General features: G+C 67.5%; 13 protein-coding genes and 4 pseudogenes. 12 read left to right on the top strand and 5 right to left on the bottom strand.

Translation table 11 applies throughout. The features are described from left to right. The first annotated feature begins 423 nt into the window (after positions 1–423). The 5 genes and pseudogenes from ACWDGI_RS41670 to ACWDGI_RS41650 all read left to right on the top strand — a co-directional run. Positions 424–944 (top strand): annotated as a pseudogene (locus ACWDGI_RS41670) (nucleotidyl transferase AbiEii/AbiGii toxin family protein). 901 nt (positions 945–1,845) lie between these two features. Then, complete coding sequence (locus tag ACWDGI_RS41665) at positions 1,846–2,781, top strand: hypothetical protein (protein ID WP_450768246.1); 936 nt, start codon at positions 1,846–1,848, stop codon at positions 2,779–2,781. Positions 2,782–3,407: 626 nt separating this feature from the next. Further along, positions 3,408–3,860: a nuclear transport factor 2 family protein gene (locus ACWDGI_RS41660; RefSeq protein ID WP_450768245.1), complete on the top strand. Its 453-nt coding sequence runs from the start codon at positions 3,408–3,410 to the stop codon at positions 3,858–3,860. A 589-nt stretch (positions 3,861–4,449) separates the two neighbouring features. Next, entirely contained in the window at positions 4,450–5,424 is a 975-nt protein-coding gene (locus ACWDGI_RS41655; protein WP_450768253.1) for a LacI family DNA-binding transcriptional regulator, read from the top strand. A gap of 172 nt (positions 5,425–5,596) precedes the next feature. Further along, positions 5,597–5,887, top strand: a pseudogene (locus ACWDGI_RS41650) (VOC family protein); the annotation flags it as partial. A 354-nt stretch (positions 5,888–6,241) separates the two neighbouring features. Here the strand turns inward: ACWDGI_RS41650 and ACWDGI_RS41645 are convergent. Then, complete coding sequence (locus ACWDGI_RS41645; protein WP_450768244.1) at positions 6,242–6,697, bottom strand: hypothetical protein; 456 nt, start codon at positions 6,695–6,697, stop codon at positions 6,242–6,244. 42 nt (positions 6,698–6,739) lie between these two features. Between ACWDGI_RS41645 and ACWDGI_RS41640 the strand changes: the two genes are divergently transcribed. The 7 genes and pseudogenes from ACWDGI_RS41640 to ACWDGI_RS41610 all read left to right on the top strand — a co-directional run. Beyond that, positions 6,740–7,975, top strand: a complete 1,236-nt coding sequence (locus ACWDGI_RS41640) for an IS701 family transposase (RefSeq protein WP_450768243.1) — start codon at positions 6,740–6,742, stop codon at positions 7,973–7,975. A 95-nt stretch (positions 7,976–8,070) separates the two neighbouring features. After that, positions 8,071–8,361 carry a hypothetical protein gene (locus tag ACWDGI_RS41635; protein WP_450768242.1) on the top strand — a complete coding sequence of 97 codons (291 nt, stop codon included), beginning with the start codon at positions 8,071–8,073 and terminating at the stop codon, positions 8,359–8,361. Positions 8,362–8,397: 36 nt separating this feature from the next. After that, a pseudogene (locus ACWDGI_RS41630) lies at positions 8,398–8,514 on the top strand (transposase); the annotation flags it as partial. Then, positions 8,472–8,966, top strand: coding sequence for a transposase (locus ACWDGI_RS41625; RefSeq protein ID WP_450768241.1), 495 nt, complete (start codon positions 8,472–8,474; stop codon positions 8,964–8,966). The pseudogene ACWDGI_RS41630 and the gene ACWDGI_RS41625, both read left to right, overlap by 43 nt. Continuing rightward, complete coding sequence (locus tag ACWDGI_RS41620; protein WP_450768240.1) at positions 8,852–10,354, top strand: ISL3 family transposase; 1,503 nt, start codon at positions 8,852–8,854, stop codon at positions 10,352–10,354. Before ACWDGI_RS41625 ends, ACWDGI_RS41620 begins: the two co-directional genes overlap by 115 nt. Before the next feature lie 45 nt (positions 10,355–10,399). Then, a complete protein-coding gene (locus tag ACWDGI_RS41615; protein WP_450768239.1) occupies positions 10,400–10,876 on the top strand; it encodes a DUF6924 domain-containing protein in 477 nt (158 codons plus the stop codon). Positions 10,877–10,905: 29 nt separating this feature from the next. Beyond that, positions 10,906–11,311, top strand: a pseudogene (locus tag ACWDGI_RS41610) (transposase); the annotation flags it as partial. Between the two features lie 130 nt (positions 11,312–11,441). Here ACWDGI_RS41610 and ACWDGI_RS41605 read toward each other — a convergent pair. The 4 genes from ACWDGI_RS41605 to ACWDGI_RS41590 form a co-directional block, all read right to left on the bottom strand. Then, the gene (locus tag ACWDGI_RS41605) at positions 11,442–11,840 is read right to left on the bottom strand and encodes a hypothetical protein (protein WP_450768238.1); all 399 of its coding nucleotides are present in this window, start codon (positions 11,838–11,840) and stop codon (positions 11,442–11,444) included. A 248-nt stretch (positions 11,841–12,088) separates the two neighbouring features. Then, on the bottom strand, positions 12,089–12,676 hold the full coding sequence (locus ACWDGI_RS41600; protein ID WP_450768237.1) for an RNA polymerase sigma factor: 588 nt from the start codon (positions 12,674–12,676) through the stop codon (positions 12,089–12,091). 440 nt (positions 12,677–13,116) lie between these two features. Continuing rightward, positions 13,117–13,284, bottom strand: a complete 168-nt coding sequence (locus ACWDGI_RS41595; RefSeq protein ID WP_450768236.1) for a hypothetical protein — start codon at positions 13,282–13,284, stop codon at positions 13,117–13,119. Between the two features lie 8 nt (positions 13,285–13,292). Then, a complete protein-coding gene (locus ACWDGI_RS41590; RefSeq protein ID WP_450768235.1) occupies positions 13,293–13,538 on the bottom strand; it encodes a hypothetical protein in 246 nt (81 codons plus the stop codon). Positions 13,539–14,056: the final 518 nt, after the last annotated feature.

Below are 14,056 nucleotides of genomic sequence, written 5' to 3'. Positions count from 1 at the left end.
CCGTCTTCCATCAGCAATGCTGGAAGCGTGGATGCGACGACCGCTCCCCTCCGCGCCGAGCTGCTGAGGAACCACTACCGCAGCCGGCTGCCCGGGAGCCTCGGGGAGCTGGCGGGCCCCGTCGAGGGCGCCGTTGACCTGCCGCTCCACATCGTCTAGTCCGGACGGACGAGCTACAGCCTGGACCGCCCGAAGTCCAGCATGACCCTCTAGCGGGTCGTTCTGGCCGAAGGCCTGCGCGAGGACCTGGCCGCCTTCCTTCACCGTCGGCTGCCGGCCGAGCAGTGGGCCCGTTCTGCGTCGCCTGGTCAGCCCCTACATCCCCGACGCCTGGGAGGATGCCTTCCCCGATCTGCCGCGCACTGCTGCCGCGGCATGACGGCCGCGTGAAGCTTCCCTCGCTACGAGCGCCTCCTCGCCGACATCCTCGACCTTGGCTCCCCCTACTATCCCCTGGGGCTCACCGGCGGATACGCGGTGCAGGCCCACGGTCTGGTCGAACGCGTTAGCCGCGACCTCGACGTCGCCACCGAAAATCCCGCCCCGATGGATGAGATCGTCGCCTCACTGACGGCCGGCCTCACCGCGCGCGGCTGGCGGACCACGCATGTCCAGACCCCCTACGATCCTGTCCTCTCCCTCGATGATGTGATCGGCACCAAGGTCCGCGCTCTTGCCGACCGTGGCGACGTCCGCGACCTCATTGACGTGAGGCCGCCTCCCGCCACCGCTTCATCGCCGACCTTGAAGCACTCGGCCGCCGACGTGCCCACGATGAATTCAGCCTCGAAGACCTTCGTGACCGGCTCACCGGCGCGGACTGGTACGAGGACGAGAACTACACCGCCTACGGACTGAACGCCCAGCAGATCGCCGAACTCACAGCGTGGGCACTGGAATGGGCACAGGACCTGGGAACACGGATCCACGACGAAGACGACTGACTCCCCCACGCATGAAAGCAGGCGAGGTCGACACCCACAGGCCTGCAGGCGGCACCACCGGCGTGCGCTCCAGACGAACCCGTCCCCAGTCCCGACAGCACGCGCCCGGACAGGGCGCCGTTACGTCGCCTCGGCCCGGCACACCATTCAGGTGGACGCGCCGGCCTACCTGAAGGAACTGGCCAGAGAGCGCAAGCGGCACGCGGTACTGCGTGAGCGGGACGGCCCGGCTCCCCTCGCGGGCCGGAACGGGGCACCCTCCTGGACTCAGGCGCGGCGGGATCCCGCAGTCGCCATCGCCGGCGGGCACGGCGGCAGCGTGATCTGCTGTTACAGCCGCCACACCGACGCCATCCACCGAGCGGGGCCTCGGTCAGATCGTGCTGAAGCCACACTCGACGACCGCTTCCTCGGTGGTTCAGGTGACCGGTGAGACGCAGCCCGACTGACGTGCCGAGATAGCTCAGACGCAGATCCGTCAAGGCTGTCGTCGATGACGTAATCGATTACGCTACAAGAGGAGCGTGGCCGGCCGAGCCGCACACCACGACCTGACGAACTGTCACAGCGCGTGACGGTCGGCATCGGTGACACCACGTTCGACGTTAGGCGCGAATAGTGAGACCGGGCCTCTCGCGCACTGGTGAAACCGCGTGAAGCGCTTCGACACACAGGTTGCCCGTGCACCGTCTCATAGCAACCGAGCGTGGTCTCCTGAGCGTTCGAGATTCCGCCAGGAGACTTTTGCTCCGCGCGCAGCAGCATGGGAGCCGAGCACAGGAATCGCTATCCTCCCGAATCAGCACGAGGCTTCCTGTCATAGTTTTTGAGGCACTCTGACCGAGGCCGCGGGCCGCGCATTCGACGTTGCCGACCTCCTCACGATTCGCCAGGGGTGTTCATGTTTGGACAGAACAACCACCCGCGTGACTGGGAAAGTCAGCTGCCGGTCTCAGATGGCGAGCTGATTGCTCACCTGGCCAGCACGGAACCACCCGCCCACGAGGCTGTACGGCTATTTCGCGGCCGCCATATGCCGTCACTTTTTCGTCATGCGTGGCAGTGCGCACCCGAAGAACGGTATGCCAACCAGCTCGCGTGGCAGGCGATTTCCATCACGGAGACGGCCGCGACCGCCGGCCGTCTCAGGCCACGGGCCGTCCGCCACGGCATGCTGATCCTGGTCCAGGAGCTCGCCGCAGAGTGGGCTGCAGACGAGCGGAATCAACGCCTGCACCCCGACTTCATCCGGTGGCTGATGAGCTGCGGAGTCGATCCGACTCTCGCCGTTCCTGAATGGGCACGTCGCAACGTCATGCTGCGAGCCCTGCGGCGCACGCCTCAGCACGAGCAAGAACTGCTCTGGTACGTCGAGGTCGAAGGCAGCAGCCCCGAAAAGGCCAGTCTGCATGCGGGAACGGCCGTGGAGGAGTTCAACTACCACCATGACCATGCCCTGCTCACGCTGAGCCGTAACTATCTACAGGCCTATCAGGAGATGGACGACTCAAGTCCTGAATGCCGAGGATACGTGCGCATAATGGACACTGCCGCACGGCGGTCCCAACTGGAAATCAGCCCGCAATTCTCCGAACACCGAAGAAGTTGCATGCGATGCGAAGACGCGGTGCGTGAACTGGAGGCCCTATACCACCTTCCCGGACGCGCACTCGTATCCGCCTTACTCGGCTACGGGTTGAAAGCGTATTCCGAGCACTCCCTGGACGAAGCCGGGAACCCGCAAACATCTCCCGAGGAACTGGCGGAGACGGCCAGGCCCGGACTGCGTGGACATTCCTGGCGCCGGACCGGGCACCGGGGGAACCGGCGGCGGTGACGATGGCGTTCACCGGTCGCCTCTTCCTGACGACGCACATGCTTTGCGATGCCCGCGGAGAGGCCAATCTGATGATGTGCAGGGCGCGCTCCGTGTGGATGGCGTCAGCCTCGGCGAGTTGAACGACCGACTGGAGGGCGACATGCATGGCCCGCAAGGGCGTCTCAGCAGCAGGCCGGGGCTGCGGGATCGGGGATGACGGCGTCTTCCTTGGCAGGGAAGTAGCGGAAAGAACTCCGAGTGCGCCAGGGAGCTACCGGCGCTGGCGTTGTGTACGCAGGGCGCGTCTGCTCCCCAGTCCCATGACGCACATCATGGTCCGCCTCAGTTGTCATTTACTGCCGGTTTCAGCATGCGATGACGAGAAAGTGCGGAGGAATCACGTGGCGATGCCGAAGAGAGTGATACCCGACCCCGTCAAGGTCGCCGGCCAGTACGGCACTGCCGACAGCCGTCACGCCGGCGTCGGCCACCGCCCCCTGTTGGCGCCCGGGCGACTTCGAGCAAAGCAGGCACGCGATCCACCAACTGACCGCCCTCGCAGCAGAACAGGGCGCAGCCACATCCCAGCTCGCCTCCGCCTTGCTGCTGCGCCACCCCGCACGACCCCGAGAAAGGACACGGCAGTGACCGACACCACGACCCTTGAGCAGCGCATCCAGCGGCTGGAAGACATCGAAGAGATCAAGAAACTGACCGCCACCTACTCCGACTGCGTCAACAAGGGCTGGATCGGCAAGGAAGTCGCCCTCGACCAGCTCCCCGACGTCTTCACCGCGGACGCCAGCTGGACCTGCGCCGCCGTGGGCATCGCGGTTCACGGCATCGACAGCATCATCGCCATGCTCGCCGAGAAGACCGCCGGAGGCAGTTTCGCCATGCACAGCTTCACCAACCCGATCATCGAGGTCAACGGGGACAGCGCGACCGGCAACTGGCTCCTGTGGGTTGCCATCGGTGGCAACAGCACCCCCAACGAGGTCCACCAGAGCGAGGATCTGCGCTACATCCGCACTCCCGACGGCTGGCGCATCCAGTCCCTGGAACTTCACTTCGGCCAGTTGCTTCTCACCCCCTGACCGGCGAAGACACGGGCCACCCGAGGGTTGGGACGGCTGGGCGTCCTGCGGGTGTGCAGACACACTCCCTGCACAGTGCGGCGAGCATCGCCGCGCGCAGCAGAGCGGTCACGGCGATCCGGCCCCAGCGACCGCGCTGTCCGCATGGCTGTCCACCGGCCGGCCGCGACACCGGTGGTCTCCATGTCATCCAGCCTTGCGGTCGACGCGACGCCCGCGGCAGGCGCACTCGTCCACTGCGCCCGCCGCAGGCGCATTCGTCCACTGCGCCCGCGGCAGGTGCACTCGTCCACTGCCGCGCCTGCCGGGCGCGACCCGACGGTGCCGCCGCTGCCTTGAGCCCGACACGCCTTCTCCCACCGCGCGGGCCGGTCCGAAGACAACCTGCTGAGGATCGGGCAGCAGCCCCGAACACAGCCGAGGACCACCTCGCTTCAGCGAAGGAAAGGTCTTAACCACGCCGGTGATGACCGCATACAGTGGCAGCCGTCACGGGCGACGCGGTGCCGCGTTCCCCGGTCACGGCCGGGGCCGGGGCAGCGGGAGGTGACGGAAACGGGCAGGAGTGTCGATGCAGCGCCGAGTGACCATGACCGACGTTGCGCGTGCGGCCGGCGTCTCCTCAGCGACTGTCTCCTACGTCCTCAGCGGCAAACGTCCCGTGACCGACGAGACACGACAGGCCGTCGAAGAGGCGATCAGGCGGCTCGGTTTCACCCTCAACCCGGTGGCGCGCAGCCTGCGCACCGGACGGTCCACCCTCGTCGCCCTCATTATCCCGGACATCGCCAACCCCTTCTACGCGCACCTGGCCAGCTCGCTGCAGGACCAACTGCAGGCGCACGGCTACCACGTGGTCGTCAGCAACACAGCCGCTCGCCGTGAAGCCGAGGAGGACCTGCTGCGCGAGGCCGTCAACCAGCGGTTCGCCGGCGTCGTCATGACGCCGTTCCGTCTTGACCGGGACGCGTTCAAGGACCTGCGCGGGGCGGGCATCCCCGCCGTGGTCAGTGCCGACGTCGAGTTCAGCGATGTCGATCTCGTGATGCCGGACTCCGCATCCGCGGTGCGGCAGGCGCTGGCCTTGTTGGCCGCCTCCGGGCGGCGACGTGTGGGTGTGATCGCAGGGCCCAAGGACGCGACCGGAGGAGATCCCCGCCTGGAACGCATCAAAGATGCCGCCACAGCGGCGGGACTGAGTATTCCCGAGGACCTGATCATCCCGGGAGAGCACACCCGCCGAGCCGGAGTGCTCGGCTTCGAGCGCCTGATGGCCACTCGCCTCAGGCCGGATGCCGTGATGTGCGTCAACGACGTCACCGCCGTCGGCGTCATGGACGGTGCCGAGCGCGCAGGGGTGCACATACCCGCAGACATCGCTGTCATCGGCCACGACGACATCGACTTCGCTTCGCTCGTGCGACCACGGCTGACCACGATCAGCTACCCGGCCCAGCAAGTGGGCAGGAGCGCCGCCCGGCTTCTCCTTCAGCAGGTGAACGGCCGTAGAGCCTGTCGTGTCGAGCATGTGGTGGCCGATCTCGTCGTGCGCTCCTCGACGTAGATGCCGTGCGCTCCTCGACGTGGATGCCGCGCGCTCCTCGACGTGGATGCCGGCGAGGCACGTTCCTGGGCGAGGGCCCAGGGCCAGCCCGGTTCTACGGAAACCTGATGCAGGGTCAAACCCGCCCGGCTCCGTCGGACGGGCGGCATAGCCTGAGCCCTGGCCGCACCGTCTGGGAAGTCTCGATACAAGAAGGTTCACCGAGTTGGTCGTTGACTACCCCGATCCGGAGAGGCTCGCGGCCTTCAGGTGCATAGGCCTGGACTTCACGGTGATCGACCGGAGCGAGGACAAGATCGAGATCGGCTCCTGCGTGCCGACCGTCGGGGATGCCCGGGCCCGCCAGATGACGCCAACCCTGTTCTTCATCCAGGTGCCCGAGGGCAAGACCGTGAAGAACCGGCTTCACCTCGACGTCAGCCCGATCGACGACAGCACCGCGGACCTCTACGCGTCGACGCTGGTCGACTGACTCCGTCGGCACAGGGCCGGCGGTGTGGTGCGCCCTGCGCAGGATGACGCCAAGCGCACCGATCGTCTCCACCGAGTGGGGCCGTCACCGGCCGGGCTGGTTCGGACCGGGCGGGTGAGGCCGGCGGTCGTCTCCGGTCGGGCAGGGGTCTCCATCGGGATGCCACGTGGTCGGAACGAGGACAGGGCGGGTGCAGCGGCCTCGCCGGCGCGTGTTTGAGCGGCTAACCAGCCGCAGGACGATGGCGGGCGGCGGCTATCGCCAAGTGAACGAAGCTCCCTAGTACTCCAGCTGTAGATCGCGATCTTGCCGCCTGGATTGGGCCGGTCCGATGCGCCTCCTGTCTCAACTGGGCTGGTCAGTGGGGGGCCTGCCGGCGCTGTCCGTGCCGTAGAAGCGGCCTTCGTCGCACAGGGTGTCGATCTCGGCGTTGTCTTCCTCGCTCAGTTGTGCATCCAGCGCGACGCTGATGACATGTCGGGCGCGGGCCAATCGCCGGGCGACATCCCAGTCGGCGATGAATTTGCCGACGGTGTACTCGTCGGCGGTTCCGGATGCCTGGCGGGATCCGAGTCGGTCGAGGGAAACGACGAACTCGTTCAGGTCCTGCAGTACTGCGACGACCTCGCTGAGGGGCATGCGGATCTCTCGGGAGGACATGTCCATCAGCCGATTCAACTCCAGCGTTGGTGCTCGGGTCCAGATCCTGATCTTGCTGGTCGGGGTGGTTCCGGAACGGATGCAGCCACCGGTGATCATCAGTGTGTGAAGACAGAAGATCAGGCGGTGGCCGCAGGTCACAGCATAAATCCTGCCCATTGGCAGAAGGCGTTCGAGGTCCTGATGGGCCGTATCGCGGGACGGTTCGTCCGGGTCGAACCCCGCCGCCGGGCACGTGCGTTCGTACTCGGACTGTTGTCGGACCTGCCGCGCAAGAACTGCTGGACACTCGCCGAGCAGGCCGGGGACGCGAACCCATACGGTCTGCAACACCTGCTGTCGAGGGCCAAGTGGGATGCCGACGCAGTACGCGATGACATCCGAGGCTTCGTCGTCGAGCACCTGCACCACGAGGATGCGGTGCTTGTCGTGGATGAGACCGGCGACCTGAAGAAATGCACGGGCACGGTGGGGGTGCAGCGCCAGTACACCGGCACCGCCGGGCGCATCGAGAACTCCCAGGTCGCCGTCTACCTTGCCTACTCGACTCCGCTCGGGCACGCGGCGATAGACCGGGAGCTGTATGTCCCGCGTTCCTGGACCGAGGACGCGGCCCGCTGCCAGGCCGCCGGGATACCCGACGACGTCGCCTTCGCCACGAAACCCGCCCTCGCAGTCCGTATGATCACCCGCGCGCTGGACGTTGGCGTCCGCGCATCCTGGATGGCCGGCGACGAGGTCTACGGAGCCAACCCGCACCTGCGCACCGCCCTGGGGAAACGGCAGGTCGGCTACGTACTCGCCGTCGCCCGTGACCACCAGATCACCACCCACGCGGGCACGTTCCGCGCCGACGCCCTGATCAGGAAGCTGCCACGGAGAGCCTGGCAGAAACTCCCCGCCGGCGCCGGAGCGAAGGGGCACCGCTTCTACGATTGGGCCTTGGCCGACCTCGCCGACGGCCGTCCTGGCCACCACCAGTTACTCGTCCGCCGCAACCGACGCACCGGCGAACTCGCCTTCTACCGCTGGTACTCAGCCGCCCCGGCGCCGCTGTCCACCCTGGTGCGCGTCGCCGGACGCAGATGGACCGTCGAGGAGACCTTCCAGTCCGGCAAGGGCCTGACCGGACTGGACGAACACCAGGTCAGGCGTTGGACGTCCTGGCACCGCTGGGTCACCCTCGCGATGCTCGCCCACGCCTTCCTCACCGTCGTCCGCGCCGACGAACACGGCCGCCACCCGAAACCGGACGGACTGATCCCCCTCACCTGCAACGAGATCCAGCACCTGTTCATCGCACTCGTCGGCTGGCCGATCCACGGCGCGGCCCACCGACTCGAGTGGTCCCACTGGCGCCGCCGTCACCAGACTCGATCCCGGGCCAGCCACTATCAGCGACAAGCCGCCGAGACATGAAGATCGAGATCTACAGCTGGAGTACTAGGCGGTTTCGTTTGGATCATGGTGGGGGGTGAGTGATCACGACGACTTCCGGGTGGCACCCTGGAGCGATGCGACCGGGAACCGACGTCACCGAGAATGGCCTGCGACATCTGCTCAATGAGTGGGATCCGATCGGCGTCGCTGACGATGTGCAGGATGAGTACGACTGCATGCTCGCTCCCCTCCTCAAGCGGCTCCGGGGTGGCTGCGACCAAGGAGAGATCGGTGAGTTCCTGCGGCACAAGCTGGAGGATCACTTCGGACTCTCCCCTCTGCCGTCAGAGCCAGAGGCGATGGCTGTGCGAGTGATCTCCTGGTGGACAGCTGCTGGTGAGGCCGATGGCACCGGCTGCGTGTAGTCGCTCCCTCAGGATTGTCTGCTCGTTTGTCAGGGTGTGTCATTGACTGACGCACAGTGGGCCCGGATCGAGCCGCTGCTTGCGGACCGGACACCGAAGCGGGGTGGACGGTGGCGGGAGCACCGAGAGGTGATCGACGCCGTTGCCTGGAATTTCAGACAGGGGCGCAGTGGGTGCAGCCGCCGGCGAAGTACGGCAGCTGGCGAGGTGTCTACGACCGGCTACGGATGTGGTCTGCCGACGGCACTTGGGAGCAGGTGTTCACCACGCTTCTGGCACAGGCTGACGCCGACGAGGAGCTGAACTGGGTCGTCTCGGGGGTCTGTCCGCAGTTCCGTGAATCCCCAGGTCAGGGAGGTGAGCGAGGGATCGTTTCGGCAGAGTATGTCCCGGCATGGCAAGCAAGACGGTCGAGGCTGTGCTGTTTCCCGGGATCGATGTGCGAGTGGAGCGCGTCAGCGACTCCTCCGATGTCCTCGTGGTGGAGGCCGTGTCCACCGCTCGCCCGGGCCGGTGCCCAGACTGCAGGAAACAGGCGAGGCGCATGCATAGCACGTATCAACGAGCCCTGGATGAAAGGCCGTTGGGGCCGCGCCGAGTCATAGTCCGGCTGCGGGTCCGTCGGTACTTCTGTGATCGGAAGAACTGTTCCCGCAAGACGTTCGTCGAGCAGGTGCCGGGCCTGTCCGAGCGGCACCGCCGCTCCAGCACCGGACTGACCGGGTGGCTGCGGTCGATCGCGGTGGAGCTGGGCGGCCGTCCGGCCGCGCGGCTGTGCCGCCGCCTGCGGCTGGTCGCGGGCCGAACCCGGCTGCTCAGGCTGTTGACGGCGCCGACGGTGCCGGACCGTGCGCCGCGGGTCCTGGGGGTGGACGAGTTCGCCTTCCGTAAGGGCTGCACCTACGGCACCGGGCTGGTCGACGTCGAGGCCGGCCGGGTCGTGGACGTACTGCCCGACCGCACCTCGGAGACGTTCGCGGCCTGGCTCACCGAGCATCCCGGTGCGGAGATCATCTGCAGGGACCGGGCCACCGCTTACACCAAGGCGGTCAGGGAAGCCGCCCCGGACGCCCTGGAAGTAGCCGACCGCTGGCACCTGCTGCAGAACCTGTCCGCCGCGGTGGAGAAGACCTGCCACCAGCACCGCGATTGCCTGCGCAAACGCGCCGAGGAGGAGACGGTGACGGAGGTGCCGGAGCCGCTCCCGATGCTGTTACCGCCCGCGGAGCTGCCCCGCACTCAGATCCTCGATCGCACCCGCCACCGCTACGAGGACATCCACCGCCTGCTGGAGAAACGCTGGACGATCAGTGCCATCGCCCGCTGCCTGAGCCTCGACCGCAAGACAGTGCGCCGCTTCCGCGACACCGACCTCGACGAGCTGCTGGCCTCCGCCCGCGAGCGCCGCCCCAACGGCGTCCTGGAGCCATTCAAGGCATATCTCAACGCCCGCTTCACCGAAGCACAAGGCCAGGTCAGCGGCACCCGACTGTTCCTGGAGATCCAGGCTCGCGGCTACCGGGGCAGCCGTCAGGTCGTCCGCAAACACCTCGCTGCCCTTCGCGCGGGCACCGCCGAACCGGTCCGGGCCGACATTCCGAGCCCTCGCAAGATCACCTCATGGATCATGCGGCCCCGGGAGACGCTCACCGAAAGCCAGGACGAGCGACTCCTTGATGTCCGGCTCGCCTGCCCGGACATCGCCCGGGCCTGTGATCTCGCTCGGGCGTTCGCCGACCTGGTCCGTCACCGGCGCGGATACCTGCTGCTGGAGTGGATCCGGCAGGCCGAGCAGGACGCGCCGAAGCCGATGAAGGGCTTCGCGGGCTTCCTCCGCCAGGATCTCGACGCGGTGACCGCCGGTCTGACCCTGCCCTGGAGTTCTGGGGTCGTCGAGGGACACGTAAACCGGGTGAAAACACTCAAGCGAGCTATGTATGGCCGAGCCTCGTTCGAACTCCTCCGGACCCGCATCCTCGAAAACGGCCCATGAGACAGTCGGGCACGGCTCACCGATCGTCACCGAGGAGAAGGATCCATGAGAGTGTTGCCCGCCGTCACCGGCCGTGATGAGTTCGATGCCCTGGTCGTCAGAACCGACTACCTCGACGACCAGGCGTGGCAGGACGTGGCGGCGGCACTGATGGAGCCCTGGGGAGACAGGCAGTACGAGGCACACGTCCACTTCATCAACGATCCGGCCTGGGCAGGGGCGACCGTTGAGGAGGTGCTGACTGCGGTCTGCGGGGACGACAACCTGGCCGTTGTCTTTCTCGCCGACCGTACAACTATGCAGGCCGAGAGCCGCCCGCTGCTGGCGGTCACCACGCTGACGCGGGAGGAGTGCGTGGACGAAGAGGACTACGAACAACTGACCGAGTTCGGCCGCGATTTCCGCACCACGCCCGCAGGGCTCCACGACGTCCACGCGAACCTGAGCATCGGCAACCTGGGCTTCGAGGAGTACGCGGCATGGGCTCACGATGATCCCGAGGGGATCTACCGGTCCTTCTGAACGGGCTCACGAAACTGCGGCCAGAGCCCGTCTCGGTGGACTCCACTATCGTGCGAGCTCCCCAGCACGCGGCTGGAGCCCGCAAAAAGGGGGCCCAGCCGGCGAGCCGGACGACCACGCCATCGGCCGATCCCGTGGCGGTCTGACCACGAAGATCCATCTTGCGGCCGACGGTAACTGCCGTCCGCTGACCTTCCATCTCACCGCCGGACAGGCCGGTGAGCGCCTGTCTTCCCTGAAGTGATGGCCCGCCGGCGTGTTCCCGGCAGGCGTGGACGGCCCCGGTCTCGGCCAGAGGCTGTCCTGACCGACAAGGCGTATTCGTCACGGGCCATCCGTGAACATCCTCGGCGGCGCGGCATCCGGGCGGTCATCCCCGTGCCAGCAGATCAACGTGGCCACCGCCTACGACGCGGCAGCCGGGGTGGCAGACCACCCGCTACGAGAAGACAGCGGCTGTCTACCTGGCCGGACTGCACGTGGCGGGCGCGCCGGCCGCACGACAGCGGGGCGCGCACTCGAAGGCGCACACCCCCCTGTCCGGACCGGTACGGGTGATGTGCTGTCAGAGGCCGACGGTGTCAGCGATGGCAGCACCCAGGGGGCCGAACAGGCCGGTCAGCAGCACCGCCCGCTCTGCGTTGCTCGGCGACGGCTGAGGGGTCCACGAGGCCAGCGTCCACTCCTGCGCCGCCGCACCCTTGCGGGCCATCGTCAGCGTGCCGTTCTCATCCGTCCAGTACGTTTCTTCGGCCGGGACCGTGGTGCTGTCCGCCGCGTAGATGTGGGTGCCGTCAGAGGTCCACCGGTAGGTCTGACCCGCGGCGCGCGGCGCGCCGCACCCGTACATCCGCCCGTACCCTTCGGCCCACTGCACCTCCGCGGGCGCACCCAGCTTCGCGGCTTCCTTCGCGTACTTGGTTACCGCGGTGGAGGGCTCGCTCCTCTCGATTCCCCAAAGCATGGCGTGATCTGGAGCTGGGGTGGGAGCAGGTACATCTGCGAGACGTGCTGGTGCCAGTCCTCCATCAGCCCGCTTCGCCCTTGGTGGCCTCCTCGGACGTGGTCGCGGTGTGCTCGGGCAGGAGGTCGGCGACGGCCGTGCGGATCGCGCCGCGGGCGCCGCATGGCCGGGCTCCACGTCGCAGGCGTCCGCTCGATGCGCCAAACGAAACCGCCTAGATCTTGGGGCGAATCGATCGTGCATCGTTGTCACGCAACGCACGCGGCGATGTCGTCCTTGCGGAGCTGCGACGCCAAACGGTGCAACCCGCGCCGCGCGTGGCTCTTGACGGTTCCCAGGGGCCAGCCGGTGAGTTCGGCGATCTGGGTCTGGGTGAGGTCGGCGTAGTACGCAAGGTTGATCACGTGACGCTGCGCGACCGGGAGCCGGGACAGTTCCTCGGCGAGCAGCAGTCGGTCCAGGGCGGCCTCTGGCCATGTCGCCTCGTCGTCAGCCCCTAGCAGCATGTGGGCGCCGGCGGTGGCGACGAGTTCGGTACGCCTGCTTCGGGCGGACAGCGCGTCGGCGATCTTCCGTCGGGCGATGCCCAGCAGCCACCCGGGCAGACTGCCCCGTTCGGGGATGTATCCGGCGCGGCCTCGCCACGCGGCGAGGAACACCACCTGGGTGACGTCCTCCGCCTCCCTTGCATCCCCCAGCGACCGCGTGGCGAGGGAGTACACGAGGGAGGCCCAGCGTCGGTGCACAGCCTCGAGACACGCTTCGTCGCCGTTGAGGAACCCGTCCACGAGGCCGCTGTCGTCGAGTTCCGCGCTGGTTCGCTCTGAGCTCGTCATGGCTACTCCTCCGGCGGGTCAATCGGTCGCAATGAGCGACTACCACCTCCAACTGTGTGGATTCGATGCAAGACGAACAACTCGCATCGTCTTTGCATCGAAACCGCCCTGACTCCTGCGGCTCCGGTCGCTTCCACCGTTGGGGGCACAACGGCCACAGCAATCGCGTTCCTCCCGGCAAAGGCCCGCCCTGCTGCCCGCGGCGACGAGCCGATGACCGTGGACGGCAACGCGACCCACGCCGTTCACGCGGTCCTCGGCGCGCCGGCGAACCGCCTCCGGCGACATCGCAGCAAACAGGGCCACGGGAAACGCTCCCAGCCATAGCCCGACAGGTGCGTGCTGGATGATGGAGGGGGCGTCGATGGCGGTTGGGCAGGCGATCGGCACCCCGGCGGCCGGTAGCGGTATCGGCGGGCCGAGTCCGGCCTCGATCATGGTCAGGGCGGGAGTGTGCTGACTCGGTTCTTGTACTCGCGGCGGCCCTTGCGCTGAGCCGGGACGCCATGGGCGCCGTCGAGCGGCCGGCAGCGGGCGAGGAGCTGGCGGTGCACGGCGGGGACGGCGCTGATGGGCAGGGTGTAGCCCTGGACGCGCCGTACGGTCACCCGTTTGTCTAGCGCGGCTTGCTCGGGGGTTCCAGCACGGTGGTGCGGAGGAAGTCGGAGACCTTGCCTGGCATGTCGAGGTGACGGCAGCTCAGGGGCCGGGGCGTCTTCCTCGATGGCGTGTGCTCGGGCGGGAGGTCGGCGACGGCCGTGCGGATCGCGCCGCGGGTGCCGCCGTGGTCGCGGACGAGGGCGGCGATGGAGCGGCCCTCCAGGTACGCGGTGCGCGCGCAATCGGTTTGGTCGGCCGCCACGGCGGGGCGTGGTCCGCCCTGACTGCACTCGGCCCGCGCAGCCCGTCATAGGTCAGTTCGCATTGGAATTCGCCGGCGGCGAGGGTCTGGGCCATGAACTTCACGGTGGACAGCAGTGATCCGGTGCGTGGGTGGCGGGCGGTGAGGTCCATGGCGGAGAACGCGCGGCCGTGGATGTACAGCGCCACCTGGTCGGGGTGGAGGACGTCGAGTCCGTCGAGGATGTGGCCGGTCCGCGGACGAGGCGGAACATCTCGGGGACGTGCACCGGGCCGCGGGTAGTCGAAAAGCTCGCGGAACTCCGGGCGTTGGAGGGGTGGCGGCTGGAGGTGCCGCCGTCTTCCTCGAAGAAGACCGGCTCCTCGATCCCGTCCTCGTCCACGATGAGATTCTGCCGGGCGGTGGACTGCTGGACGGTCGGACGCGCTTCTAGACCAGGTTCGCCACCGAGGGGCCTCTTCCGTGCGGAGGATCGGTCCCTACCTGTCGGCAATCACCATCAGATCTGATTGGGTTCG

The sequence above is a fragment of the Streptomyces sp. NPDC001220 genome (assembly GCF_053597895.1).
Note: the sequence above shows the minus strand (reverse complement) of the source record. Positions and strands in the feature narration are given on the sequence as shown.